Here is a 25067-nt window from a genome sequence, read left to right as displayed (position 1 = left end):
CTATCCCTGATCTATGTTGTCTTGGCGTTCATCTCGGCCCAAAAACAGGCGGATCAGATGGCCAGTGGAAAAAAGGAACACCAACGCGCCGCTGATTGTCAGTGGCAAGGAGCGCAAACCCTCTGACCATTGGATGAGGGGGATCAGGGTGTTCCATTTGAATTTGGTCAACTCGATTCCGTACCAAAACATCATGCCACCGAACCCTGCCATCAGGACATCAGAGACCACGACGAAAACTGTTCGTACGGAGGGCGGGACGATATTTCGAAACACGACAACAGAAAGGTGTGTGTGATTGTGCACGCCCGCAGCCGCACCAAGGAACGCGATGACCATGACCAACAGCAGTGAAACCTGCTCGACCCAAGTGGGCGTGTTGTTCAGAACGTAGCGCCCGAACACCAGCCAAGCAAAGATCGCAGTCATAACAACAATGGCGACGCCAGACAGCAACATGCAAACTCGTGCGAGCAGATCAAGAAGCCGGTCCATGTTGCGCATGGCGGCAGGTGGGGTATCGGGCTCGTGCATTGGGTTTCCTCTGAGACAAAACGCCCGGCATCCAGTTGGTGGAGCCGGGCGCTCAAAGTTGAACTGTTAAGACAACTTATTCAGTGGCTTGCGCCATTTCTACCAATGCTTTCATGTCCGGATTTGCAGCCAGGTAGTCTGCATAAACCGAATCCATCGCGGACTGGAATGGCCCCTTGTCCGCGATTTCATTAACCGCAATGCCTGCTGCTTCAACATCCTTGCGCGCTTGATCAGAGCCAACAGCCCACAGCTCACGCTGGACCAACGCAGCTTCTTCCGCTGCACCACGCACGGCGGCTTGCAACTCAGGAGACAGCGCGTTGAATTTGGCCGTGTTCACGCAGATACACTCGGGGATGATCAGATGCTCGGACAATGAATAGTGGGTTGTCACTTCATAGTGACCGACATTCTTGAACGACGGGAAGTTGTTTTCTGCACCATCAACCACACCGGTTTTCAGCGCTTGCTGAACTTCGGAGAACGCCATTGGAGACGGGTTCCCGCCCATAGCTGAAATCATCGATGTATAAAGATCGTTGTTCATCACGCGGATTTTCAGACCTTCGACATCTGCGGGCGTGTTGATCGGCTTTTGGCTGTAGAAGGAACGCGCACCAGCATCAAACCATGCTAGCGGCAGGACGCCTGCTTCACCCATTGCAGCGGAAACAACCTCACCGGCCTCGCCGTCCAGCACGCGGAACATATGCGGCACACTTTTGAAGATGAAAGGAAGCGAAACAAGGTTGGCTTCTTTCACCATTGGGCCAATGGGACCGAGATTGAAGTTACCGACCTCGATTGCGCCGATGCGAACCTGTTCTAGGGCATCCGGTTGGGAACCAAGAACACCACCGTGGAACACATCGACGGTAACCTCACCGTCTGTAGCAGCGTCAACCAGTTCGGCAAACTTGTCCATCGCAGCCGTGTTGGGATGGCCGTCGTTGTGGATGTTCCAGGCGCGCCAGTTTTCGGCTGAAGCTGACGTTGCAATGAGCGCCACAGCGGTCGCAGTCGCAAAGAACGATTTCGTGAAAGTCATGGGTTCTCCTCCCCGTTTAATTTTGGACAGGATTTGGCTTTCATGGAATTTCAGAGACCGTAAGCCACGTAGCTTTCGATTTCCCCCAAGAACCAGAATCGCTGCTGTCCCTAAAAGGACACTAGTATCCAAGTTCTGTCAACAGTAGGCATCTAGTATGTCAGATTGCTTGACAGTCGAAGGCGCAAGGCATTTGATAGGTGACAGGCATACATTGGTTCACTAAAGCAGAAACCAAGATAATGTTTTATTGGTTTCAACACCTTAGCGGTGAATCGGCAAACTGAAACCCGACCAAGATAGAGGGCGCAAGCAACACACCGTGGAAGATATTGTCAGACGAACCACAACCGATGCGGTCTATGAAGCGCTACACGACGAGATCGTTTCGCTTGAAATTCTTCCCGGTACAAAGCTATCCGAAACAGAGGTAGCTAGGCCGATTCGGCGTATCACGCCAACCTGTTCGCAACGCATTCACAAGGCTCGGCAACGAAGATCTTCTCTTAATACGACCACAAAAGGCGACCGTAGTTCGAGGATTTTCCATGGAGCGTGTGGCTCTCGCGCGACTGGTTAGAATGGCGGTGGAGCTAGAGATCGTCCATCGAGCGATGGAAGTTTGGGACGCAACTCGTGAAGCAAAACTTGCAGAAAATCTTGCTTTACAAGAGCAGGCGATCAGTGACGGTGATCTATCGGCGTTTCACGCGCTGGACTATGATTTCCACAAACTGATCTACGTGCTCAGCGGCAATCCGATGGCATTTGATGTGATGCTGGAATCAAAGCAAAAGGTTGACCGGCTTTGTATGCTCAGCCTTGAAAAGGGCAGTGCCGCAGACGCCATCCTCGCCGATCACCGAGAGATTGCAGAGGCCATGGCGACAGGAGACCATGATCAAGCGCAAGCCTCTGTCAGGAAACACCTGTCCCGCCTCGACGAAACCATCGACTTCATTCACAAGACGCACCCTGGCTACTTCGAGTAACCGGGGCCAAGCGCTCTGGTGGTCTTAGGCCGTTCCTCGTTCCGGACGGTCATTATCAATATTGAATTTCATTCCGTCCAAAAGCTCTTCCAAATCTGGACGTGCCGCAGGGCCGTTTGAGATATCGACCAGCATCAGCGTCCCATTCGGACGGATGCCAAACGCGCCAGGTTCGGCGAACAGACCCGTCGTTTCTGCATCGGATAGAGGTGATGATACATAAAGACCAAGCGAGCGCATTTGCGCTTCGGTCATTCCATAGCAAAGATCAAAATCCCAACCGAATTCTGCTTTATCTGCCGCAGCTTTTTCTTTGGTGTCGGCAGAGACGACAACAACGTCCATAACGTCAGCCCATGCTAAGCAGAGCCGCATTCAACTTGTTCAAGAAGCGCTTGCAGCGCGGACAATGCTTGCCTCGATAGACAAACAGCATGGTCCAGCGGTCTTTTTGTTGACCGATCGTAACCTTGTCCTCAGACCCAAGCTTTGAAAAACTCATTTGCTCGATTTGCGCGCCGACATTTGGTTTGGCTGAGGTCATGAGTCGTTCCTTTGTTCTATTTACAATGGCTTTGTGCGGATACCGTTAGCTTAGTTCATGTCACGTCAAGGCAATGATTGAAACCAAGATCGCGATATCATTGGGTGCTTGAAAAGCACGGCGCACAAGTTTTGCCATTTGCCACTCAAAGGTTATCCGTCAAGCTGAAACCATCGCACAGCGGCAATTACCCTTCTGTTTAATAGATACAGGCAAAAGCCGTATGCGTAAGCGGATTGCACACTCTAAACTGCTTTAGGTTGCAACGTGCGAAACTTCCCTGTCTGGCGAATAGATGTCGAGAATATTCCAATGCCCGGTTGTTGGTGTCGGGTTGTTGATCATTGGGACGTCAAGAACGGTTGGTTTGCCGCTGGCGATCGCTGCTTCCAATGCGGGTAACAATTCATCAGCAGCGCTGAGCCTGTGCCCTTCTGCACCATAAGCTCGTGCAATGTCTGCATAACCCGGCCCGTTTGCAGGAGCTGCCGCTGATCCAGGGAACGTAGTCCCGTATGTCAGACCGTAGTGAGCCTTTTGCAAACCCGCGATAGTGCCGAAGGCGTTGTTGTTCATAACCAGCCAGATGATGCCCAGATCAAGCTCCACGGCCGTTGCCAGCATCGACGGGTTTTGGCCGAAACCACCATCGCCAACCAGGCTGATCACCACACGGTCCGGCGCCGCCAGTTTTGCTCCGATCGCTCCCGGCGGGCCGAAGCCCATCGTCGCGAACCCGCCCGGGGTCAATATTGAACCGGGGGTCAGGATATCGAATTGCTGTCCGACACCGTTCTTGTTCCACCCAACGTCCGTGGTGATGATGGCATCCTCAGGCAGTGCCCTGCGAGTATCTGCCAAAATACGCTCGGGCATCATCGGAAAGGCCGAAGAGGTCGCCATTTCCAGGTTGCGCGCTTTGAATTCTGTCCGGAAATCCGTGATCTGCTGTTCCAGCGCGGGGCGCTTAAAGCCGTCTGGATACATCTCGCGGGCAACCCGGTTGAGGACACGTAACGCGGCCTTGGCGTCAGCAACGACTCCGATCTCGGTGGGATAGTTCCGACCGATCTCCTGCGGCTCGATGTCGATATGAATGACCTTCGATCCGGGAATGTTGAACGTGTAGCCAGGGTACCAACTTGAACAATCAGCCTCTTTGAACCGAGTGCCCACGGCAAAGATGTAGTCCGCTTTCAAGCAGGACTTGTTGACCAATTCAGTGCCCCAAAATCCGGTCATTCCCAACACAAGCGGATGGTCGTCTCGCAACGCACCTTTACCCATCAGGGAATGCGCGACTGGCAGGCCCATAAGTTCAACAAATTCTCGCAACTCCTCGCTGGCCTGTGCCAGAAGAATTCCACCTCCGACATAAGCGACTGGGTTTTCAGCTTTAGCCAACGCTTCGACAATCTCTCCCGCTGTCTCGTCATCAATCGACGGTTTCTTGAGCGCGCGTGTGTTGTCGCGAATTCGGTCGAAACTGTCCGAGGGGATCACCTCTGAAAAGATGTCCATGGGGACATTGACCAGTACCGGCCCGGGCTGGCCGCTTTCAGCGAGATGAAACGCCTTTTCCAGAATCTCGGCCATCAGGTCTGCCCGATCTACGCGCCATGCACGTTTGACAAAGGGGCGATAAATCTCCCACTGGGCTGCGTCCGCGTGGAGGTTCACTTCCTGATGCGGATGTTTGCCGTAGTAATGCGTAGGAATATCGCCCGCGATCACCACCATCGGGATACAGTCCAGCGCGGCGTTGGCGACCCCGGTGGCGCAATTGGTCAGCCCCGGGGAGAGATGGGACAGCACCACCGAGGCCTTGCTCGTTACGCGCGCATACGCGTCTGCTGCGTGACTGGCAATTTGTTCGTGCCGCACGGTTACGAAATCAATCGAGCTTTCGGCCAGCGCGGCAAGCACCGCAATATTCGTATGGCCACAAAGGCCAAATACATGCTTGACCTCGCGACGTTCGAGAAAGTCAACGATGTGTTCAGCAACGGTTTTGCCTTCCAGTTTCGCTCCGTCCATCACGCGACCTCCTGTCCGTAGAACTCACCGAACAGCTCCAGCTCCGAGGGGCGATCCTCAGGCGTAGGACGGCTGACCCAAGTGTAGTTCATCATATGTTTCATGGTGACGTTTTCATTGGTGATGTTGCCGCCCCAGATGCCGCAACCGAGGCTGCTGGTCATGGGCATGCCATTGGTCCAAGCCCCTGCATTTGCCTTGGATTGTGGCTGCCGCACCATCATACGACTGACCGGAGCCAGACGCGCGAGCCGATCAATGTGATCGTCGTTGTGGCTGTAAATCCCGCAAGAATGGCCTTTACCTCCGGTGTTGTAGATCTGGCTGACTGTTTCCAGCGCATCATCGAACGTGTCGAAGTGATAAAGCGCCATCAATGTGGTCAATTTCTCCTTGGAGAACTTGTGCTCGGGGCCGATTTGCCCCTGATTTTCAACCATCAGGAACTTGCGATCTTCGGGGATCGAGAACCCGGCGACCTTGGCCGTTTGCTGAGGCGGACAGGCGATGGTCGGGAAGGTGCGGTTGCCCTTCTCATCCCACATTGCAGCTTCGAGCATAGCCTTCTCTTCATCTGAGCAGAGGTATCCGCCTTCGGCCTCAAGTGCCTTGACCATGTCGTCGTAAACTGAGCTCTGGATGATGATATTGCCGTCAGCCGAACAGCCAGACCCAAAATCAGACGTCTTTGAAATTCGGGTGTTCTGAGCGGCGATGTCCAGATCGGCGGTCTCATCGATGACAATGGAAGAATTGCCCGCGCCGACGCCATAGGCTGGACGCCCGGAGCTATAGGCCGCTTTGACCATGGGCTTGCCACCCGTCGCCAGCGTCAGGTCACAAATCTCCATCAGATGTTGCGTCAATGGGATCGATGGTTTGCGAATGGATTGAAACAAGTCCTCGGGGGCGCCGCAGCGGCTCGACAAGCTGCACGCATGACCTCAACCATTTCATACGTGGTAAGGGCGGTTCGCGGATGCGGGCTGAAAATCACGGCATTCCGGGCGTTCGCGGCGGAGACACCGGTCACCGGTGGTGTCATCGCCGGGTTGGTCATGGGGATCAGAGACGCGATCACACCGGCAGGTTTGGCATATTTAACCAGCCCTTTTTCTTCATCCACCTCGACGATACCGGTCGATGGAGTGCGCAGGACATCACGCAGTACCATGTGAATCTTGAATCGCTTCGCGGGACGCCCTTCGCGATCTCCGATGCCACTTTCGTCGACACCTTGCTGAGCCAGACGCGTGAAGGTTTTCTCGTTCCCAGCATACCACGCGATGGCCTGAGACAGGCGGTCCAGCCTGCCCTGATCCCAATCTTCGATTTCGGCCATGGCAGCGCGGGCGCGTGCCAGCATATCGGCCGCGAGTTGTCGGTCGTTTTCAGTGAGCTCTTTGCCCATGATGATCCTCTTGGTGTTTTGGAATTGCTGCATCGGGCATACGACGCTGAGATCGCGCCGCGCCGAATGTCTGCTTGGCGTGGCTAAGACAGCGACGCGCGTGTTCTTCATACCCCAACTCGGCAACGCGGCTTTGGTTGGGCAGTTCGATGGAATAGTCGACGGGCGGCATCCGTTCGATGATGCCGGTGAAATCGATCCATCCCTCACCGGGATATAGCCGCGCATCGCGGGCCAGTTGGATCATGCCCTCACGCGTATCGGCGATGCCGGGCAGACAATCAGAGATATGCAGGAAGTGAAACAGGTCCGAGGGGACGTGCAAAAGCTCTCCAAGATCAACGCGGCTAAGGTGCAGATAAAGCGTATCGACCAGAATACCGCCATTCGGCTGATCAGAGGCGCGGACAATATCCAGTGCTTCATCCAGAGTGCGCAAGCGAGAGAAGCTTGGGAACTCCAGGTCCACTGTTATCCCGTAGGTCGCCGCCAGTTCGCAGGTTTCAGAATAGACGTCGATCAGGAAGTCACGATCATCGCGGGTGTTGGTCCACGCGCTCATGATCATGCGTTTGGCGCCGAGTTCCCCGCCAATCTCCAGAGAGGGCTCAAAACTGCGCGGATCGACATCTTCCGTGATGCGCGCAAGCTCGACATCAAGGACTTTCAAGCCGGTAGTAGAGAGAGCAGTTTTGGTGGCCTGAACCTGTGCCTTGTCGATAGGAGATTGAGTGAATTCACCGGGCACATGCATCGGAATAAACCGAGGGCTGACGGCATCGTAACCGGCCCGCGCGGCGATATAGACCAGCTCGGGCGGCGTGCAGCCAATCAGCGTCAGGTGCGCCAAGGAATAGAGAGAGGGGCTTGCGCCAGTCTCTTCGGGTTTCACCATGAACGACAGCTCCACGTGTCTGCGAATCTTAGTTTCATCACACGTAATAAAAAATATATGATATTTTTTAAAATATCAACTTTTTTGTATTGAACAGGAAATGAAAACGCCCGGGCAATTGCCCGGGCGTGCTTAACCTTTGTGTTGGCAGAGCCTTAGAGAGTGACCCAGTCCCCTCCGAACTGGTGAGAGCGCACTGAGGCGTCAATGAATCGAACACCGTCTGCGCCTTGTTCGACACCGGGATAAGTAAGCCAATCGGCCGGAACGGTGATGCCATCCCGACGCGCGGCTACGGCCACGGCAAATTCCGTATAGAGGTTGGCCCAGGCTTCGATAATCCCCTCAGGGAAGCCGCGCGCGGTACGGATCAGACGTTCTGCGCCGGGGCCGATGCCATGCCCGTGACCTCGGCTGATGATACGATCCGGTTCACCGAACCGATTGAACTTCAGCTGCTCAGAATACTCCAGGTCCCACTCGAGACCGCCTTCGCTGCCGAACATCCGCAACCGCAACCCTCCCCGATTTCCGGGGGCAAGGCGTGTTGCCATCAAGGTTCCGGGGACTTCATTTTGGTAGCGGGTGAACATGAACACCGTGTCTTCCAAAGGCTTCGGCGCGCCGCATACATGGAACTCGGCCCTCAGGTCGGTCATCGGCAGGCCCGAGACAAAACTGGCAAGATGCGCGGCGTGGGTGCCGATATCGCCGACACAGCTGGTCGGACCAGAAATCTTTGGGTCCAGCCGCCATTTGACATGGGGCGCATCAGCCACATCGTCGGGTGTCATCCAGTCTTGCATGAACTCGACGTGGATCTGGTTGATTTTACCGATGCCGCCTTCCGCCACGATTTGTTTGGCCTGACGGATTACCGGAAAACACGACATTGCATAACCGACAGCAAAGACCTGCCCCGTGCGCGCGGTAACCTCCTCAAGCCCCTCGGCCTCGGCCACTTCATTGGTCAGGGGCTTGTCGCAAAGCACGTCAATACCCGCCTCCAGAAACGCTTTGGCCGCTTCGAAATGAACATGGTTCGGGGTAGTGATCATGACAGCATCTACGCCATCCGGGCGCGCCGCCTCGGCCTTTGCCATCTCGTCGAATGACGCATAGCACCTGTCTGCTGGCAGATACCACTCGACCCCACGCGCCTTGCTGCGCGCAGCATCAGAACTGAGCGCGCCTGCGGTGACCTCCCACCGATCGGTCATCCGCGCAGCTGTTGCTTGCGTGACAGAGATCCGTCCTCCGCCAACAACGCCCAATCTCAAACGGCGAGACAAGCGAGGGAAAGGACCATCAAAGTTCAGGTTTTCGGGTAAAAGTCTCTCAGCCATTCTGAACCTCCATTTCCGGGGCCCGCGCGCCTTCCGGCAGTATTTCGACAGCCATGAAGATGCTGGGGGTAATCGTCTCGTATTGATGCCAGGGATAGTTGCCTTCGGCGTCATACATAGGTTTGTGGGTCGTGCCCGGGGCCATGAATTCTTCGAGATAAAGGGTCTTAACGTCCCGTTCTCGGCATTGCTGCATTTTGCCAAAGCCTACGATTTGCGTATGCACTTCGCGAAACCCCGGCACCGGGCAGAACGGATGATCTTTGTGCAATCCGACATTCAACGGCACCGAGCCCGAGTGGTACATGGTCAGTCCAACGTTACCCACGAAGACCTTTGGCGACATGTAGTGGCTGACACCACGCAGACGCTCTTCTTGGCGGACATCAAAAGCGGATGGCCACGTATCTTTCACCCATTCAAACAACTCGTTGTCATCGTCATGGGCGTCGAAACCGTGGACAATTACTGCGCGTTCCACACCTTTGAGTGAGCTATCTTGAACGATAACAGACGAAAGCGGCGCAACGGCCTGATCCTCGACCGAGAGATCCAGTTGCCCGAGATTAAGAACAATTGCACGACCCTCGACAGATAATCTGCCTTCATCTGTGATGTGCTGGACGCGAAAGAATGGCTGAGCAAAGTCGAGCGTCTCAATCGGCATGGACCAACTCCTTCCGTTCATTCATTAGGAAATCGGCCGACAAAGGCTCGGGTGTTTCACAGCAGCTTTCTATCGTCTGATAGGCGCCGAATTTCGGCGCCCGTTCGATCGCGTCCATGACCTCAAAAACGTGGTAGGCAAGCGCTCCACTAGCACGCGGTTGGCGTCCTTCTTGTGCCGCCAAGGCCAGATCCAAAAGGCCGAGCCCGCGGCTATCTTCATTAAACTCGTGTTTGTTTTCGACCACCTGCCAGTCTTCACGACCGGTTGGACGAGGTTGATGAGACCAGCGCGAGGTGTCCCGCGTTTTCAGCCAGACATCCCCCTGAAAAATGTTAGCTCCATGAACCGGGTCAGGGTCAGGGATGCTGATGGTGCCGTTTTCACCGTAGATCTCGAACCGCGGAGTTTCGCTGTCCCACACGTCGAAGCTCATGGTCATCGATCCTATAGCTCCAGATGCGAACTGCAGCAGGCTTAGGGAGTGAGTGTCGACCTCGACATCCATCCATTCGCCATTGCGCGGGCCGTTTTCGATCATCCTTTTGTCAAATGTCCGCCGTGCCATTCCGGCGACACGGTCAACGGGACCAAGGCAGCAAATCATGGCGGTTAGATAATATGGCCCAAGGTCCAGCAATGGCCCACCACCCGCCTGATAGTAGAAATCCGGGTTTGGATGATGGCGTTCCGTCCCGTGCGTTCCGACATGGGCAAAAACACCTGTCGGCTTTCCAATAGCACCTTCATCAATCAAGCGCCGAACGGTCTGCCAGCGACCGCCCAGAAACGTGTCAGGCGCGCAGCCAACCAGTAACCCCTTTTCGGAGGCTGTGTGTAGGATCGCCTTGCCATCCGATCGGTTCATGACCAGTGGCTTTTCGGAATAAACGTGCTTGCCCGCCTCCAACGCGCGCAAACTGATTTCCGCATGCGCCGCCGGAATTGTCAGATTCAGAACGCAATCAATCGTCGGATCGTCAAAGACTTCATCTGGCGTGCAGGCCTTGGCGATACCGTGTTGATCCGCTTTGGCGCGGCTTTCCGAAGGTTCAAGGCTTGCGCAAGCTACAACCTCGACGTTCGAAAATTTGGATAGTGTTTTTAGATAGATATCGCTGATACGACCACAGCCTATAAGGCCGACCCGGAAGGATTTCGATGTCTCACGTGTCATCATTCCTGTCTTCGTAGAGGGGTAAGTAATTCGGGGGCATCGGCCCTTTGTTCCGACCGCCCTGGTTCATCTGCTCCCAAGCGTGGGCGAGTATTCCGACCGAGCGGGACAAGCAGAACAACCCGCGCGACAAGGGCGCAGGAAAGCCAAGTTCACAGAAGATCACGGCTGTCGCACCGTCGATATTCATGGCAATTGGCCGACCGCCGCGTTGACGACCGAGTTCGGCCTGAACCTCTTCTCCGATATCGGCAAACCGGCCAGAAACTGTACCTTCTGTCGCCGCATCACGAACAAGTTGCATCAATCGAGGCGCACGCGGGTCGACGGGTTTGTGGAACCTGTGACCAAAGCCCGAGACAATCTTGCCATAGGTCTCGCGCCAGCTGTCTAGACCACCCTTCACAGCGTCATTCAGCGAAGCTCCCGCATCCATGCGGGCCGCGACATCATAGTACAGCTCTGCACACTGCTCTCCTGCCCCGCCGTGCACGTCGCCCAGCATGTTCACCGCAGTCGCCATCGCATTATTGAGACCTACCCCGCAGGTGGCAGCCATACGCGCAGCCGCAATCGAGGGGGCCTGCGGACCGTGATCCACGCCTGCGACCAAAGCAGCCTCGAGCAGGCGCGCTTGAGCGTCGCTGGGCAGATCGCCCCGCACCATCAGCCAGATCATCTGCGGGAAAGATACGTTTCCGATCAGGTCCTCTATGGCGTTGCCACGAAACGCGATCTGGCCAGGCTTCATGTCGATGATGGAAGTGCGCCACCATTGGCGAACGGCGCGCTCATCCATTGTCATTTTTTCATCCAGCACGGTCATTGAGCCTGCACCTCTTTGAGTGTCTGGGTTTTGCTTTGCGCGGCGAGGCGAATGGGCGCGTTACGCGCGCCATAACCGGCATAGCCCATGCGGCGTTCAACAATTTCAAAGAAAAAGCCGTTAAAGATAGGGCGACTGTAGATCTGAAAGTACTCGGCTCCCGCCGCCTGGTCGTAGAGAATGTTGCCTCGGCGCAGTTTGGCGATCAAATCGTCATCCAATTCAAAAACCGCTTGCAGATCAGCGTAGTAGTTTTCTGGGATGGGCAGGCTGGGAAAGCCGGATTTGAGCAATTGAGCTGAGGTTTCAAATATGTCGTCCGACTGGAAGGCGATGTGCTGAACACCGGCACCAAAACCGTCTTCAAGGAATGAAGCCGCCAGTGTTCGACGCCCTACTGCACCATTCAGGTTTAAACGCACTTCGCCCTCGGGGCTTTCGATGGCTTGGCTTTGCACAACACCCGACGGGTCGGCAACGTTCACGATCGGGGATTTTGCCATCTCAAAAGTCGAAATGTAGTAGAGCAGCCAGCTTTGCATCTCATCGTGACGCATTGTCTGTGCCAAATGGTCGATACGGCGTAGACCGGCAGGCTGGGTCGCTTTGGTCTTGGCCACTGGCTCAAACTCGATGTCCCATACCCGATGCAGATCGGATTTCTCGTCAATGAAATGAACGACGTTGCCACCAACACCTCGGATGGCTGGAATGCCCAGTTCCCCGGCCCCCACCGGTTGCGAAAAATCTGGCGCGCCCAGCGCGGTGGCGCGCTGAACCGTCTGATCCGCATCTTTGACGCGCAATCCCATATCACAGACCGAGGGGCCGTGACCGAGGAACGCCGAATGGGCGAAACCTTCCTTTTCGGAATTCACCACGATGTTTATCGCACCCTGCCGCCACAGCTCGACGGACTTGGTGACGTGCTTTCGCTCCATTCGAAAACACATTGCTGACAGCATGTCTGCCAGCTGCGTACTGCTTGTTTCGTCGGCAGTAAATTCGACAAACTCAAAGCCTGACGCATAAACGCGTTCGGGCAGGTTCGGGATGCCGAAATCTGCGCTTGGTTCGGTTCGCGACACCTCATCCAGAAGGTTCACCAGCGACCTGTAGCTGTCCCGAGCCAGCGTTCGACCACCGGGTTGCGGTGCCGCTTCGTTGACGCGTGCAACAGACCAAGGTCCCTTGTAACCGGCACGGGCCAACACTCGCACAAAGCCCGCGAGGTTCAATGATCCCAACCCGGGCAAAAGCCCGAAATGCCGTTTGAGTTTGCGGATATCCATCTCAAGCCGGGGTGCATCGGACAGTTGTACATGGAACAGCCGCTCGCCGGGAATGTCCCGAAGGCGGGCGGGTTTGGACCCGTCGGCAAGCGAGAAGAATGAATTCAAAGCCAATCCCAAATGAGGGCTGTCGATGGCTTCCACGACACGTAACGCCTGCTCATCTGAGTGAATAAGGTTCGACCATGGCAAACCCATATAGGCCAGACGCAATCCCATCTCTTTCGCGATCATGGCCGCCTCGCCAAGGTCTGCGATTACCTGTTCTTCGGTCGCAGCGGCATCGACCTCGAAAGCGGACCCGACAAGCAACAGGTCCGTGCCTAACGCGTCCATCAGATCGAATTTACGCTTTAGCCGGTCAAAGGCGCGATCCCGCCCCGGGCCGATCTGACCTTCGAGGTTATGGAACGGTTGCAGCAGACAAATCTTCAGGCCGAGATCAGACGCAATGTTTCGGATTTGCGAGGGCGGCTCGTCAAACGCGGTCAGGTCAGGTTCGTGCAACTCGACACCGTCAAATCCAGCCCCGGCGATGGCTTGAAGCTTCTCTGCCAGATCGCCGGGTATGGAGGTTGTCGAAACCGAGAGGCACATTACCCCTGATATCCAAACATGCGCGGCAACCACAGGACCAGATCGGGCATCAACATCATGATCGCCAAGGCGAAGATGAGCACCGCCAGGAAGGCCCAGATTTCCGAAATGATTTCACGCAGCGGAATGTCCGTCACGGCGTTGATCACAAAGAGTAGAATGCCATAGGGCGGCGTGATCAGACCGATCATCGAGTTCACGACGACCAGCACTCCGAAATGTACCAGATCAATCCCAAGCGCTTCGCAGGTGGGGATGAACAGGGGCACGATCACCAGAATGATCGTCGTTGCGTCCAGTACACAACCCAACGCAAGGATGAGCAGATTTACGAGGATCAGGAACACAATCGGACTGACATCCGAACCCTCCAGCAGCGCCGAGATCGACTGTGGAATCTGTTCCTGAATGACGATGAAGTTCAGAATGAACGCACCGCCAATGACAACCCCGACGGCTGCGGAAGAGCGCGCGCTGTCGACGAACACTTGATACAGGCCACGGAAGGTCAGTGCGCGGTAGAACAGAGCTGCCAGTAGCAGGGCGTAGAACGCAGCAACTGCGGCGGCCTCGGTCGGTGTCGTGACGCCCCCATAGATGCCATAGAGCAGGATAGCGGGCATCAGCAGCGCCGGGAACGCGTTGGCGGTTTTTGCGGGCAACTCGCGCAGTGGAACCGGTTCTTCCAGTGCAAAGTTTCGCTTACCTGCCAGATAATAGTTCATCGCCATGAGGACGACGCCCATGATTAGGCCCGGCAGAATACCGGCCAGGAACAGGGACCCGATAGATGCCTTGGAAACGAGCGCGTACAAAACCATCGGAATTGAGGGCGGAATAATTGGGCCAATCGTCGCCGACGCCGCAGTGATTGCGGCGGCATAGCCTCGGCTGTAGCGGCCATCCTTGGTCATCATCTCAATGATGATTTTGCCGATCCCCGCAGCATCCGCGACAGCCGAGCCGGACATGCCGGAAAAGATCAACGAAGCCACCACGTTGACGTGCCCAAGACCGCCCTTGAAACGCCCGACGGCAGCGACGCAGAAGTTCAGCAGGCGGTCGGTGATCGACCCCGCGTTCATGATATTGGCGGCGACGATAAACAAAGGCACGGCAAGCAGGATCGTGCTTTTGTAGAAACCTTGCAGGATCTTCTCGCCCGCGAGGGCGACATCCAATCCGGCCGCGCCCAAGTACACCAATGAGGCCAAAAGGATGGAATAGCCGATAGGTGTCCCGATGCCTGCCAGAACAAAGAGTGTGAGCAGGCAGGAAAGAAGTTCAATACTCATTTGTCAGCGTCCTCGTCGTCTTTCACATCGACACGGGGATGGTCGTCGACCACGTTGTACCCAACGACCATTTCAAGTTCGGTTTTTGGTGGCCCCTTGCGCATGATGTCAAAGAACAGCCACCCGTAGCGCGCCGCCACAACAAGCATGAACACGGCATAAATCGAGAACACGGTTCGCAGCGGTATCTTCTCGCCCGAGAACGGATTGCGGACAGTCGCGGTTTTGCGGATTTTCATCCAGTCGATGTAGTCCCACGTCGGCAGGAAACTGTAGAGCATCCCGACCACGATTGCCGCGGCCGCCAGCATCGCAAAGACCTTACGCACGCGCATGGGCACCGAAAGGTAGATGATGTCGAACTTCACATGATCTCGCTCGCGCACGATGAAGGCGCAACTGAAGAAGATCACCCAGACCCACAGGATACCGATCAGTTCCAGGGTCCATCCTGCGGGGGTAAAGAAATACCGCAGCAGGATTTGTAAAAGGAAAATCAGGAAGATTGCCGCCAGCATCCCGCTCGGCAATCGCTTCGGTCAGTCGGGAGAACCCCTTGATAAAGGCTTTCATTGCGGTTCTCCCTCCCTTGTCTTACAGAACTCAGTTGCCCAGAGCGTTGATCTGTTCCAGCACACCGTCCGGCCAGGAACCGGCGAATTCGCTATCCAGATACATAGTCTGTACCTGATCGCGGAACGCTGCGAGATCGGGCTCGTAGATCTCCATCCCCTGCTCTTTCAGGAAGCTGACAAGGTCCTCTTCTTTCTGAAGCTGCTTCTGACGACCAGATTCAGCGGCTGCATCTGCTGCTTCCTGAACCTTGGCTTGCTGTTCCGGTGTCAGCCCGTCCCAAACCCCTTTGCCGATAGCGATGTAGTTCAGGTCAACCAGATGAGACGTCAAAACGATCTGATTGGTTACTTCGTAGAACTTTGCGTCCACGACGGTCGGCAGTGGATTGTCCTGACCGTCAACAGCACCCGTCGACAGAGCCGTGTAAACTTCTGAGAACGCCATTGGTGTCGGTGCAGCACCCAGCGCTTTGCCAAGGAACTGCCAAGCATCCGTGCCCGGCATCCGCAGGTTCACCCCCTCCAGATCGGACGGAGTGCTGACGGTCAGTTCGTCCTTGGATTGGCGCAGGTTCACCTGACGACGGCCCAGATACATGACCGACAGCAGTTTGACGCCAAGTTCTTCTTCGGCCTTTTGCTTGAAGCCATCCATCAAGGGATCGTTGAAGACAGCCACCTGATGCGCGGCGTCCTGGTGGACATAGCCTGCCGTAAAGATCGAGAACTCGGGGAAGAACTGTGCCAGTTCCTGCGCCGAGGTGATCGACATCTCCAGGTTGCCCCGGCTGAGAGCGTCCAACTCAGTGCCTTGCGCGAAGATGGTACCGTTATAGCTGGGTTCATAGCTTGCGAAATCGGCAACCATGGGCGCGAAAACTTCGGCCATTGCGACTGAACGCTGGTCGGTCTCCGATCCTGATGTTGCGAGGCGAAGTTGAACTTTGTCTTCTGCCAGCGCACCACTTGTTGCGCTAATCAGAACACCGGTTGCGATCAGGGCCGACACTGCAGCCCTGCGGGTAAGTTTGGTAATCACTTTGCTCCTCCCTGAGACATCATGATGCATTTTTCCGATTCTGAGTTTTGACCTATTTTGGACCTTTTGCAAGATTTTTTGCAAAATATCAGATATTTTTTATTTCCTGCAGTTTCTGTTGTTGCATTTCCTGAAGGTTTCTCACCCTGACAGTCTCGCCAGTCCTGCAGGAATTCTGAATGGCTTCAATAACTTGAAGCGTTCTGAAGCCTTCCCATCCGGACACAATCGGATCTGCTTCGTGCCGAGCTACTTCAACAAAGTGCCTAAGCTGATTGACCAGAGGGTCAGACGCACCCTTCTTCAGCGCGGTCGATGAGATAGGCGTCCACCAGTCCCTTTGCTCACTCCGGTAACTCCACAGTCGAAGATCGGGAACGGACAACGAACCATGAGAGCCACCTATCATGTAGCTACTCTCAGTGGTTGAAGGATAAATTGGATACTCCTGAGACGTCATCTCCCAGCTCCATGGAGCGACGATGCTGTCGGACACACTTATGGTGCCTATCGCTCCGCTTTCGAACGTCAACAGAGCGCCAAGCAACATCTTCGTTGTCGTAACCCCGTTGCGATGCAGCCGACTGAGCCTGTACCGTCACGACTTCTCCGGCCAGGTACCGCAGCAGATCCACATCGTGGACAAGATTGACCGAGATGGGCCCTGCACCGGGTTTCTTTCTCCAGGGCGCAGCATCAAAATACTCGTCTGGCTTATAGAACCAGCAATTCGCATGGACAGCGCGCACATCCCCAATCTTCCCATCGACTATGGCTTCCTTAGCCGACCTGATCAGAGGGTTATGTCGACGATGATGTCCGACCATTAGCGGCACATTGGCCTTCTCCGCTGCTTGAACAAGCTCAAGTGCAGCGGTGGCTTCTACGGCGATCGGTTTTTCGACAAGAACAGGACAACCATGTCGAATACACGTCAGGCCTTGTTCAACATGAAACGTAGTCGGGGTCGCTAGAACGGCCCCGTCCGGTGTCAGATTTGCAAACATTTCCTCGAGGGTCTCGTAGCATGCGACCCCGTGCTCAACGGCATATGCACGGCCTTCATCGCTGGGATCAACTACTGCAACAAGATCAACATGGCGCAACGCTCGGATAGCGTCTGCGTGGCGGCGTCCAACAAGGCCAATGCCAACGATAGCAATGCGAAAGTTCTTAGACACTTTGCTTCCTTCCGGAGGGTTCGGAAAATCCCGAAACCGATGATTGCAATCGGGCTGCTTTGCCCAACTTGGCCATGACCGTATTGGGGTTTTCGCGATTCCGCAATAATATATGATATTTTTATTTTTACCATACATGGATCTGGATTGCTGATGTCTCTGAAAAATGCTAATTGAATGAGGAAACTGAGAATATCGGGTGAAACGTATGGCGAAACAGCCGTCTACGATAGGTGCAAGCACCTATCAGCGCATCAAGCGGGATATCATCTTCGGAGAGTTGCAGCCCGGCTCCAAACTGAAGCTGGACGCCTTGAAGGAACGCTACTCGGCAAGCCTTTCGACACTTCGTGAAACTCTGAACAGGCTTGCCAGCGACGGATTTGTCGAAGCCCCCGAGCAACGGGGATTTCTGGTTACGCCGGTCTCCCAAGAAGACCTGACCGAGATTGCAGAACTGCGAGTCCTGTTGGAATGCCACGCGTTGGAGTTGTCCATTGCGAACGGCGACACGGACTGGGAAGGCAATCTGGTTGCCGCACACCACAAACTGCACCTGATGGAACAGCAGCTTCTCAAGGGCGATGAGTCAGAGAAAGAAACCTGGAAACGGTATGATTGGGAGTTTCACCAAGCGATGATCGCGGCCTGCAACTCCAAGAACCTTCTGTCTCTGCACTCGATCATCTACGACAAGTATTTGCGGTATCAGATGCTTGTACTAACTTACCGCGGCGAAGATGCCGTCAGGGAGCATAAGGGTATGTTCGACGCGTCTCTGGCCAGAGACGCGGACACCGCTAAGAAGCTGTTGGAAGATCACATCCGAAACGGTCTCGCACATACGCTGGAGGCTATGTAGCTCGCTGTGGTTGCCGCCTATCTCTATCATCTGGATCAGCGACGCGGGACCTGAAAGGTAAGTTCAATGCCGTGCTTACTAGGCGAATTTCGTAAATTCATCATTCAACGCCCGAACCCCGCCGCCTCAGGAAGCCACGTGGACAAAGGTGGGATTGCAAAGACGAGGATCAGGCCCAGTAGCATTAGCGCGGCATAGGGCAAAGCTCCGCGAATGACCTCCGACAAAGGGGCTTTCGCAATACCTTTGATAACGAAGAGGTTCATCCCGACAGGAGGTGTGATCAGCGCGAGTTCGAGGTTGATCATTAGCAGGATACCGTACCAAATTGGATCGATCCCCAGTGCCAGCATGACAGGAAAAACGATTGGCGTCGTAATCAGAATGATCGATATAGTCTCCAAAAACATGCCCAGCACCAGAATGAGCAGCATGACGGCTATGACAAACATGGCGGGGCTGAGGCCGATTGCCGTCACTTGTTCAACGATTTCTATGGGCAGACGAATAATGGTTACCGCGTGACCAAACAGCGCCGCAGCGGCCAGGATCATGAACAGCATTGCGGTTGTGCGCACTGTCTCAAACGCGGTTACCCAAAGGTCATGCAGACCGAAATTGCGGTAAACGATTACACTGATGGACAGCGCGTAAAGACAGCCAATAGAAGCAGCTTCTGTCGCCGTAAATACTCCAAGGTAGATCCCGCCCAAAACCACCGGAGGCATCAACAATGCCCAGATCGACTGCCTCATACGTGCCCAGATAACGCCCATGCCCGCAAATGGTTGAGAGACAACTGTGCCCCCAAACCCGGCGCTGATCATTGCCCAGACCGCGAATATTACAGCCATCATGATACCCGGCACCAACCCGGCCAGGAACAAAGCTCCGATCGAAGCTTCGGTTACGATGGCATAAAGAATAAGAGGTCCAGAGGGAGGGATTAGAATCCCGAGCGTACCGCCCGCTGCAATCACACCGTAGGAATAGCTCGGGCTGTAGTTGAAGCGTTTCATTTGCGGGATGGCCGTCGAGCCAATCGTAAGCGCTGTGGCTACAGATGAACCGGAAATGGCTGCGAAAATGGTGCAGGAGAGGATCGTGGCAACCCCAAGACCACCACGCAAATGGCCGACCATCGCATTTGCTGCATCGTAAAGATCCTTGACGACACCAGCGCGGATCATCACGTGTGCCATGAAGGCAAACATCGGTATGGCCGTCAAAAGGCCGTTGTTCAGTTTGGCAAACACCGTATCAGCCGCGCTGTTCACGTTGCCTTCCGTCAGCATCATTATGATCAGCGATGTCAGCCCGAGCCCGGCAAAGATTGGCATCCCCGTGAGCAAAAGGACAATCAGACCGGCCAAGATAAGAAAAGTCATCATAGTCGACGCACCGTCAGTAGCGTGAAGATGCGAGCCAGCGCCGCAAGGATCAGAATGATCATGCCGATGAGGAGAAAGCCCTGTGGAATCCACATCTGGACGCTCAGATATCCATCTGAATAGATGCCGAAGTCGTATGAAAACTGCACCATAATCACCGCGCTGTAGAGAATAGCCGCAGCGACCAGGATCACACCTATCATCCCCCAAATCTCGACCAACCATTGAGTTCGAGGACCCGCACGCTCAGTCAGCAGGTCGACACCGAAATGTTCGCCGCGCAAAAGGACCTCGCCTGCTCCGAGGGCAACCATTGCCACGACGATAAAGCCATTGAGTTCATCGGAAAAAGTGATCGGTGTTCCAAGGACATAGCGCATGAAGACGCTGTAGCTCACGACCCCGAATACGACGAGCACCAGCAATGCGGCGATACCTGCCCCAGATAGCGTAATCAGGCGCACCGCGCGCTCCACCCCTGAGACCGGCAAGGCCTCAGAGGTGTCAGTTTCATGATCGTGCTTCATGTCAGTTCGAAATTTGACCGACCAACTCAAGCAGCTTGACGCCGTCCTCACCGGTTGCGTCGCCAAACGATTTGTCGAAAGCCGGTACCATTAACTCTTTCCAGGCTGCTTCTTCCTCAGGCGTCTGGAAATGCACCTTCATGCCATTGTCAGCCAGTTGCTCGGGTGCAGCTGCTGATGCTTCTTCGGACGCGGCAACTGCCCATTCTGCGGCTTTGGCCCCCGCCTCGGCTATAGCTGCCTTCTGTGCATCCGTCAGACCATCGTACCAAGCCGGGTTAAGGTAGCCGTGGAAGAACACACTAAAGAGCGGCACCACCGTCACATGGTCCTGGACTTCAAAGTATTTGCGCGAATAGGCGGCGGCAATATCGGTCATGCCCGCATCGATCACACCGGTTGAGAGTGCTTCGTACACTTTCGAGCCAGACATCGCTGAAGGCGCGGCCCCCATGGCAACAAGCCCCTCATCCGCCACCGGGTTCAGGCCCCTTATCTTCACGCCTTCGAAATCTTCCGGATTGATCAGCGGCGATCCCTTCGACGTCATCGCTGTCATCCGTGTTGTGAACAGCCAGACCGCGTTCTGCACACCTTTTTCAAGCAGCTTCTGATCCAGAAATGCCGCCGCTTCGCTATCCGGCCAAGCGGCAAGCGTCTCCGGATCAGTAACGGCATATGGTTTCAGGGTCACGTTCATGATTGGCAGGGTTTTGCCCCATTGTGGGTTGATCGAGAACGCGCATTCAATGTTGCCTTTGGCCACTGATGCAATGTTCTCGCGCGCACCAACAAGGCTGTTGGCACCAAAGATTTGAACGTCGATTTCTCCGTTCGACAGGGTCTCAATTTCTTCGGCCCATTGGTCGATGACCTTTGCAATATGGTGCGCAGGTGGCAACTGATGGCTACAGCGCATCTCGGTTGCCTCGGCATAGGCCGCGCTGCCAACGGATGTTGCGGCCAATAACGCGGCCGCTGCAGTTCTGAAAATGTTCATATTCTCCTCCACTTTATCATCTTGTTGTTTAATCGGCGCGCCAGCTGATCTGGCGCGGTGCTCCGGCGCGTGGCAACGCACCGAAGAGTTGTTCGTCGGGCATTTCAGACGCGGCGACCTCTCGCACAGACATCAGCTTTTCCAAGTCGATGCCGGTTGCAAAACCTTTGCGTTCACAGAGATATACAAGGTCTTCAAAGACTACGTTCCCTGTTGCGCCAGGGGCAAATGGACAGCCTCCGAGCCCTGCCAGCGAGCCATCGATCACCCGGATGCCTGCGTCCAGGGCAGCAGAGGCATTGGCAATCCCCATTCCCCTTGTGTCGTGCAGGTGAATGTTCAGCGCAACGTCGCCTAGTTCGTTTTTCACACGTTCAACAAGGTCTTGCACCTGATCTGGACCCGCAAATCCGACTGTGTCTGCAAGACCGATCATGTCCACACCCGCCTCCGCGCATGCGGCCGCGATGCGCACCACTTCGTCCGGATCGACTTTGCCAGCAATCGAGCAACCGAACGCCATGGCGATACCAACCTGTACCAAAGGTGAGGTTCCTGAGCCCCTTGCCAGTTCAACGGTTCTACCAACCAGAGCAATTGCTTCCTCCCGTGTCCGACGTGCGTTTGCCTGGCTATGTTCCTCGGTTGCCGAGACCACTGTGACGATTTCACCGACCTGAGTTTGAACCGCGTCCGTCGCGCCGCGATCATTCAAGGCAAGCGCCGCCGAATGGACGTTAAGGCTGCGGCAAATGTCGATGATGCCCCGAACATCAGCGAATTGCGGCATCGCTTTTGCCGAAAGGAAAGAGCCAATTTCAAAGTGCCGAACACCCGCGGCACATTCCCGACGCAACCATTCGGCCTTCGCCGCCGTCGAGGGATATCGTTGGACCATCTGAAGACCGTCGCGCAAGCCAACTTCCCGCAATACGACTCTGTCGGCTGGGTATATTTCGGATACGCAGGTCACGTTGAACTCCTATCCACCGCGCCACTTGCCGCCCATATTTCCGAAGGTGACAGGCCAAGCTCTGAAAGTACATTATCCGTATCATCGCCGACATCTGCGACATCGAGTGAAACGGGATGTGGAATCCGACCATCAACTTCGATGGGCAAACCCGGAGCCCGGAACGTCTGTCCCCCAGATAATTGCGAGTGATGCAGGCCACCGGGGCGCAGGACATGCGGGTCCTTATACATATCAGCAGGACGATTGATCGGTGAATAGGGAATGCCCGAAGCTTCAAAAATCTCGATCAGTTTGGGAAAATCGCGTTTCCCAATCGCTTCTGCAAAAAGGGGAAGTGTCCAGTTCCGCGCTTCGATCTGGTCCATCTTTGTCTGAAGTCGGCTATCCTCCAGCAAATGCTCTAAGCTGATTGCTTTGCACAATATTTGCCAATGGCCCTCAGTGACAGCCCCCACAAAGATCTGACGATTGTCCCGCGTGTCGAAGATGTCGTAGACCGGCCAGGAAAATTCCCGCTCGGGCATAGGGGCCGGTTCGTGTCCGTCTAGATCGAATTGCACCATGTGTTGCATGACAAGCATCAGGCAATTCTCGAACAGGCCAATGCGTATCGTCCGGCCTTCTCCAGATTGCTGCCGCTCCATCAACGCACCGAGAACCGCAAGCGCGCCGAAGACCCCACCCATGATGTCATTTGCAGAAGAGCCAATGCGCAAGGGACGACCCGTTGGGCCAGTCATATAGGCCATTCCGGTCATCATCTGAACGACCTCGTCCATTGCGGTTCGGTCCTGATACGGACCATGCAGGAAGCCCTTGCAGGATGCGATGATCAAATTGGGGTACTTACTTCGCAACTCAGTGGGCGCAAATCCCATCTTGGCAAGGGACTGGTCGCGGAAGTTCTCAACAAAAACATCCGCGGTTGCCAGAAGCTGATCCAGCGCCAACGTTCCGGCCTCGGACTTGAGGTCCAAGGTAATTGAGCGCTTGCCGCGATTGAAACTTGGGAAGAACCCCTTCCCCATTCCGGTCAGGTGCCGGGTTTTGTCCCCCGCAGGGGGTTCAACCTTGATCACCTCAGCACCAAGATAGGCAAGGACCTGACCGCAACTTGGCCCCATAATCATGTGGGTCATTTCAACAACGCGGATGCCCCGCAAAGGTCTGAAATCGTCTGACACCATGTATGCTCCGGTTGGACTTGCTTTAACCAAAGCTACCCGATCGATATGCTTCGCAAAATTTCAATGTTAATAAGCCTGCTTTCTGATATTGAGAAAGCATGGACAGCAGACAGCTCCGATACTTTGCTGCGATCTTTGAGGAAGGCGCGTTGGCGCGTGCTGCTGATCGGGAAAGGGTCGCTGTGTCTGCGTTAAGCAGGCATTTATCCAATCTCGAAGCCGAACTTGGCACGCAGCTATTTGAAAGACTGCCAAGAGGCGTGCGGCCGACAGCATCTGGTGCCCGATTATATGAACACGCGCGTGCGATCCTGCGATCCATGCAAGCCGCCAGCACCGATATCCGGGAAACTGAGAATGAGGTCGCCGGTGAAATCTCGGTTGGCTTTGCGCATTCTGCCGTCAAAGCAATCGGCGTGCCCCTGGTGCGACGCGTTTCACAAGATTATCCGAACCTCCGCCTGCATCTTTCCGAGATCTTTTCCGGGTCCACCTCCCAACAGCTTGCATCTTCAGAGGTCGATTTGACCCTGACCTACAACCAACTTCCTGACGCGCGCTTCAGGTTCCAACCAATCTTGGAAGAGGAGTTGGTTCTGGTGGGCCGCCCAGATGTTATCGGTGGGACCGATGCAATCAGCTTTGGGGCACTGCTGAACTTACCGTTGATAATACTTCGCCAAGGCCTGTACACCCGAGCTGTGATGGACGACCCTTCCCTACTCAGGCGGATCGAAGAGAACGCGCAGTTCCAAATAAATTCGATCTCCGCAATCAGCGGATCCCTTCTGTCTGGCATCGGTTGCATCGTGGGCACCGAGTTTATTCTGAAAGAACACATTGACGCGGGCACATTGGCGACACGTCCGATTATCAAGCCAAAACTCAACCGCACGCTCTTTATTGGAGAATTAAGTGACCGTCCGGCGACTTTTGCCTTTGAAGCCGTGCGTCAGCTTTGTATCGAACTGACGATTGAAGCGGTGGAAGCGCAGCAATGGAAAGCGACGCTGACGAGTTAGTCGCATCACGGTTTCTCGCAACTTCTCGGCATGGGTCCGGATAACGTTGGGCTCTTGTCACTGATCAGCCCCGGCGGGAAGCAGTCGCGACGATACGTCTTTGACTACATCCACGAACTCATCCACCAGTTTCGAGTTCCCCGTCGCCCGTCGCGCGACGTAGAGTTCGATGCGTTGACCGTCTGTCTGATACGATATGCAACTCAAATGTGGCGGCGCGAGCGCGCGGATCCACGCGGGTGCCAGCCCGATGCCAACCCCGTGCGCCACCAGCTGCAACATAGTGGATTTGTCGATGACTTCGCAGGCAATGTCCGGTTGCCATCCACGGGCGCGGTAGCTGTTCCAGAGCAGGTCGTGAAGGATCGGGCGGGCATGTTTTGGAAACCCAATAATCGGGTGATCCCGGATATCTGCCGCTGATAGCGATTCCCGACCTGCAAGTTCCGATGCGGAAGGCAAGACCACAACAGCACCCTGCTGGTACAAAAGATCTGCCTTCAGAAACTCGTCTTCAGGAGGCTGGCGGACAAATGCGATGTCGGTGCGGTGATTTGCAAGCTCTTGCGTATGGTGGTCAGAAGACGAAATCTCAAGAATGTCCACATGAACCGAAGGTTGCCGTTTGCGGAATTCCATCAGC

General features: G+C 55.1%; 27 protein-coding genes. 3 read left to right on the top strand and 24 right to left on the bottom strand.

All coding sequences use genetic code 11. The annotated features are described in order from the left end of the window. Positions 1–534, bottom strand: a complete 534-nt coding sequence (locus ACZ1HE_RS03065) for a TRAP transporter small permease (RefSeq protein ID WP_472619504.1) — start codon at positions 532–534, stop codon at positions 1–3. A 76-nt stretch (positions 535–610) separates the two neighbouring features. After that, complete coding sequence (locus ACZ1HE_RS03060; protein WP_472619503.1) at positions 611–1585, bottom strand: TRAP transporter substrate-binding protein; 975 nt, start codon at positions 1583–1585, stop codon at positions 611–613. A 548-nt stretch (positions 1586–2133) separates the two neighbouring features. Here ACZ1HE_RS03060 and ACZ1HE_RS03055 point away from each other — a divergent pair. Continuing rightward, positions 2134–2577 (top strand): GntR family transcriptional regulator, encoded by a 444-nt coding sequence (locus ACZ1HE_RS03055; protein WP_472619502.1) that lies wholly within the window; start codon positions 2134–2136, stop codon positions 2575–2577. A 24-nt stretch (positions 2578–2601) separates the two neighbouring features. On the opposite strand, the gene ACZ1HE_RS03050 is transcribed toward ACZ1HE_RS03055, so the two are convergent. The 16 genes from ACZ1HE_RS03050 to ACZ1HE_RS02975 all read right to left on the bottom strand — a co-directional run bounded on the left by ACZ1HE_RS03050 (position 2602) and on the right by ACZ1HE_RS02975 (position 17459). After that, positions 2602–2922, bottom strand: coding sequence for a hypothetical protein (locus tag ACZ1HE_RS03050; protein ID WP_472619501.1), 321 nt, complete (start codon positions 2920–2922; stop codon positions 2602–2604). A gap of 4 nt (positions 2923–2926) precedes the next feature. Continuing rightward, complete coding sequence (locus tag ACZ1HE_RS03045) at positions 2927–3121, bottom strand: hypothetical protein (protein WP_472619500.1); 195 nt, start codon at positions 3119–3121, stop codon at positions 2927–2929. Positions 3122–3376: 255 nt separating this feature from the next. After that, positions 3377–5158: a thiamine pyrophosphate-binding protein gene (locus tag ACZ1HE_RS03040; protein WP_472619499.1), complete on the bottom strand. Its 1782-nt coding sequence runs from the start codon at positions 5156–5158 to the stop codon at positions 3377–3379. Further along, positions 5158–6024, bottom strand: a complete 867-nt coding sequence (locus ACZ1HE_RS03035) for an aldehyde dehydrogenase family protein (protein WP_472624329.1) — start codon at positions 6022–6024, stop codon at positions 5158–5160. Before ACZ1HE_RS03035 ends, ACZ1HE_RS03040 begins: the two co-directional genes overlap by 1 nt. Then, positions 6021–6569, bottom strand: coding sequence for an aldehyde dehydrogenase family protein (locus ACZ1HE_RS03030; RefSeq protein WP_472619498.1), 549 nt, complete (start codon positions 6567–6569; stop codon positions 6021–6023). The genes ACZ1HE_RS03035 and ACZ1HE_RS03030 overlap by 4 nt, the downstream gene beginning before the upstream one ends. Further along, positions 6550–7464, bottom strand: a complete 915-nt coding sequence (locus ACZ1HE_RS03025) for a sugar phosphate isomerase/epimerase family protein (protein ID WP_472619497.1) — start codon at positions 7462–7464, stop codon at positions 6550–6552. Before ACZ1HE_RS03025 ends, ACZ1HE_RS03030 begins: the two co-directional genes overlap by 20 nt. Positions 7465–7619: 155 nt before the next feature. Beyond that, positions 7620–8810: a Gfo/Idh/MocA family protein gene (locus ACZ1HE_RS03020; protein WP_472619496.1), complete on the bottom strand. Its 1191-nt coding sequence runs from the start codon at positions 8808–8810 to the stop codon at positions 7620–7622. After that, positions 8803–9477 (bottom strand): hypothetical protein, encoded by a 675-nt coding sequence (locus ACZ1HE_RS03015; RefSeq protein ID WP_472619495.1) that lies wholly within the window; start codon positions 9475–9477, stop codon positions 8803–8805. Before ACZ1HE_RS03015 ends, ACZ1HE_RS03020 begins: the two co-directional genes overlap by 8 nt. Further along, a complete protein-coding gene (locus tag ACZ1HE_RS03010) occupies positions 9467–10654 on the bottom strand; it encodes a Gfo/Idh/MocA family protein (RefSeq protein ID WP_472619494.1) in 1188 nt (395 codons plus the stop codon). Before ACZ1HE_RS03010 ends, ACZ1HE_RS03015 begins: the two co-directional genes overlap by 11 nt. Next, positions 10644–11480 (bottom strand): citryl-CoA lyase, encoded by an 837-nt coding sequence (locus ACZ1HE_RS03005; RefSeq protein WP_472619493.1) that lies wholly within the window; start codon positions 11478–11480, stop codon positions 10644–10646. The genes ACZ1HE_RS03010 and ACZ1HE_RS03005 overlap by 11 nt, the downstream gene beginning before the upstream one ends. Beyond that, positions 11477–13369: a bifunctional sugar phosphate isomerase/epimerase/4-hydroxyphenylpyruvate dioxygenase family protein gene (locus tag ACZ1HE_RS03000; protein ID WP_472619492.1), complete on the bottom strand. Its 1893-nt coding sequence runs from the start codon at positions 13367–13369 to the stop codon at positions 11477–11479. The genes ACZ1HE_RS03005 and ACZ1HE_RS03000 overlap by 4 nt, the downstream gene beginning before the upstream one ends. Beyond that, a complete protein-coding gene (locus ACZ1HE_RS02995) occupies positions 13369–14664 on the bottom strand; it encodes a TRAP transporter large permease (protein WP_472619491.1) in 1296 nt (431 codons plus the stop codon). The genes ACZ1HE_RS03000 and ACZ1HE_RS02995 overlap by 1 nt, the downstream gene beginning before the upstream one ends. Further along, complete coding sequence (locus ACZ1HE_RS02990) at positions 14661–15182, bottom strand: TRAP transporter small permease (RefSeq protein WP_472619490.1); 522 nt, start codon at positions 15180–15182, stop codon at positions 14661–14663. The genes ACZ1HE_RS02995 and ACZ1HE_RS02990 overlap by 4 nt, the downstream gene beginning before the upstream one ends. 85 nt (positions 15183–15267) lie before the next feature. Beyond that, complete coding sequence (gene dctP / locus ACZ1HE_RS02985) at positions 15268–16278, bottom strand: TRAP transporter substrate-binding protein DctP (RefSeq protein WP_472619489.1); 1011 nt, start codon at positions 16276–16278, stop codon at positions 15268–15270. 88 nt (positions 16279–16366) lie between these two features. After that, a complete protein-coding gene (locus ACZ1HE_RS02980) occupies positions 16367–16774 on the bottom strand; it encodes a Gfo/Idh/MocA family oxidoreductase (protein ID WP_472619488.1) in 408 nt (135 codons plus the stop codon). Then, positions 16698–17459: a Gfo/Idh/MocA family protein gene (locus ACZ1HE_RS02975; protein WP_472619487.1), complete on the bottom strand. Its 762-nt coding sequence runs from the start codon at positions 17457–17459 to the stop codon at positions 16698–16700. The genes ACZ1HE_RS02980 and ACZ1HE_RS02975 overlap by 77 nt, the downstream gene beginning before the upstream one ends. A 208-nt stretch (positions 17460–17667) precedes the next feature. On the opposite strand from ACZ1HE_RS02975, the gene ACZ1HE_RS02970 reads away from it, so the two are divergent. After that, on the top strand, positions 17668–18321 hold the full coding sequence (locus ACZ1HE_RS02970) for a GntR family transcriptional regulator (RefSeq protein WP_472619486.1): 654 nt from the start codon (positions 17668–17670) through the stop codon (positions 18319–18321). A gap of 104 nt (positions 18322–18425) precedes the next feature. Here the strand turns inward: ACZ1HE_RS02970 and ACZ1HE_RS02965 are convergent, their stop codons facing one another. From ACZ1HE_RS02965 to ACZ1HE_RS02945, 5 genes are read right to left on the bottom strand one after another with little or no spacing between them, the layout of a single operon-like run. Then, the gene (locus tag ACZ1HE_RS02965) at positions 18426–19712 is read right to left on the bottom strand and encodes a TRAP transporter large permease (RefSeq protein WP_472619485.1); all 1287 of its coding nucleotides are present in this window, start codon (positions 19710–19712) and stop codon (positions 18426–18428) included. Beyond that, positions 19709–20239, bottom strand: coding sequence for a TRAP transporter small permease (locus ACZ1HE_RS02960; protein ID WP_472619484.1), 531 nt, complete (start codon positions 20237–20239; stop codon positions 19709–19711). The genes ACZ1HE_RS02965 and ACZ1HE_RS02960 overlap by 4 nt, the downstream gene beginning before the upstream one ends. A 1-nt stretch (position 20240) precedes the next feature. Then, entirely contained in the window at positions 20241–21239 is a 999-nt protein-coding gene (dctP, locus tag ACZ1HE_RS02955) for a TRAP transporter substrate-binding protein DctP (protein ID WP_472619483.1), read from the bottom strand. Between the two features lie 28 nt (positions 21240–21267). Further along, complete coding sequence (locus ACZ1HE_RS02950; protein WP_472619482.1) at positions 21268–22212, bottom strand: hydroxymethylglutaryl-CoA lyase; 945 nt, start codon at positions 22210–22212, stop codon at positions 21268–21270. Beyond that, positions 22209–23402, bottom strand: coding sequence for a CaiB/BaiF CoA transferase family protein (locus ACZ1HE_RS02945; protein ID WP_472619481.1), 1194 nt, complete (start codon positions 23400–23402; stop codon positions 22209–22211). Before ACZ1HE_RS02945 ends, ACZ1HE_RS02950 begins: the two co-directional genes overlap by 4 nt. Positions 23403–23500: 98 nt before the next feature. On the opposite strand from ACZ1HE_RS02945, the gene ACZ1HE_RS02940 reads away from it, so the two are divergent. Continuing rightward, positions 23501–24424, top strand: a complete 924-nt coding sequence (locus ACZ1HE_RS02940; protein WP_472619480.1) for a LysR family transcriptional regulator — start codon at positions 23501–23503, stop codon at positions 24422–24424. Between the two features lie 57 nt (positions 24425–24481). Here ACZ1HE_RS02940 and ACZ1HE_RS02935 read toward each other — a convergent pair whose 3' ends face one another. Further along, on the bottom strand, positions 24482–25063 hold the full coding sequence (locus ACZ1HE_RS02935; RefSeq protein ID WP_472619479.1) for a LysR family substrate-binding domain-containing protein: 582 nt from the start codon (positions 25061–25063) through the stop codon (positions 24482–24484). Positions 25064–25067 lie beyond the last annotated feature (4 nt).

The organism is Falsiruegeria sp. JB4-1, assembly GCF_055693495.1.
Note: the sequence above shows the minus strand (reverse complement) of the source record. Positions and strands in the feature narration are given on the sequence as shown.

Coding starts and splice junctions, on each gene's coding strand:
- ACZ1HE_RS03065 (WP_472619504.1), bottom strand. CDS start 534: ATGCACGAGCCCGATACCCCACCTGCCGCCATGCGCAACATGGACCGG.
- ACZ1HE_RS03060 (WP_472619503.1), bottom strand. CDS start 1,585: ATGACTTTCACGAAATCGTTCTTTGCGACTGCGACCGCTGTGGCGCTC.
- ACZ1HE_RS03055 (WP_472619502.1), top strand. CDS start 2,134: ATGGAGCGTGTGGCTCTCGCGCGACTGGTTAGAATGGCGGTGGAGCTA.
- ACZ1HE_RS03050 (WP_472619501.1), bottom strand. CDS start 2,922: ATGGACGTTGTTGTCGTCTCTGCCGACACCAAAGAAAAAGCTGCGGCA.
- ACZ1HE_RS03045 (WP_472619500.1), bottom strand. CDS start 3,121: ATGACCTCAGCCAAACCAAATGTCGGCGCGCAAATCGAGCAAATGAGT.
- ACZ1HE_RS03040 (WP_472619499.1), bottom strand. CDS start 5,158: ATGGACGGAGCGAAACTGGAAGGCAAAACCGTTGCTGAACACATCGTT.
- ACZ1HE_RS03030 (WP_472619498.1), bottom strand. CDS start 6,569: ATGGGCAAAGAGCTCACTGAAAACGACCGACAACTCGCGGCCGATATG.
- ACZ1HE_RS03025 (WP_472619497.1), bottom strand. CDS start 7,464: ATGGTGAAACCCGAAGAGACTGGCGCAAGCCCCTCTCTCTATTCCTTG.
- ACZ1HE_RS03020 (WP_472619496.1), bottom strand. CDS start 8,810: ATGGCTGAGAGACTTTTACCCGAAAACCTGAACTTTGATGGTCCTTTC.
- ACZ1HE_RS03015 (WP_472619495.1), bottom strand. CDS start 9,477: ATGCCGATTGAGACGCTCGACTTTGCTCAGCCATTCTTTCGCGTCCAG.
- ACZ1HE_RS03010 (WP_472619494.1), bottom strand. CDS start 10,654: ATGACACGTGAGACATCGAAATCCTTCCGGGTCGGCCTTATAGGCTGT.
- ACZ1HE_RS03005 (WP_472619493.1), bottom strand. CDS start 11,480: ATGACCGTGCTGGATGAAAAAATGACAATGGATGAGCGCGCCGTTCGC.
- ACZ1HE_RS03000 (WP_472619492.1), bottom strand. CDS start 13,369: ATGTGCCTCTCGGTTTCGACAACCTCCATACCCGGCGATCTGGCAGAG.
- ACZ1HE_RS02995 (WP_472619491.1), bottom strand. CDS start 14,664: ATGAGTATTGAACTTCTTTCCTGCCTGCTCACACTCTTTGTTCTGGCA.
- ACZ1HE_RS02990 (WP_472619490.1), bottom strand. CDS start 15,182: ATGCTGGCGGCAATCTTCCTGATTTTCCTTTTACAAATCCTGCTGCGG.
- ACZ1HE_RS02970 (WP_472619486.1), top strand. CDS start 17,668: ATGGCGAAACAGCCGTCTACGATAGGTGCAAGCACCTATCAGCGCATC.
- ACZ1HE_RS02965 (WP_472619485.1), bottom strand. CDS start 19,712: ATGATGACTTTTCTTATCTTGGCCGGTCTGATTGTCCTTTTGCTCACG.
- ACZ1HE_RS02960 (WP_472619484.1), bottom strand. CDS start 20,239: ATGAAGCACGATCATGAAACTGACACCTCTGAGGCCTTGCCGGTCTCA.
- dctP (WP_472619483.1), bottom strand. CDS start 21,239: ATGAACATTTTCAGAACTGCAGCGGCCGCGTTATTGGCCGCAACATCC.
- ACZ1HE_RS02945 (WP_472619481.1), bottom strand. CDS start 23,402: ATGGTGTCAGACGATTTCAGACCTTTGCGGGGCATCCGCGTTGTTGAA.
- ACZ1HE_RS02940 (WP_472619480.1), top strand. CDS start 23,501: ATGGACAGCAGACAGCTCCGATACTTTGCTGCGATCTTTGAGGAAGGC.
- ACZ1HE_RS02935 (WP_472619479.1), bottom strand. CDS start 25,063: ATGGAATTCCGCAAACGGCAACCTTCGGTTCATGTGGACATTCTTGAG.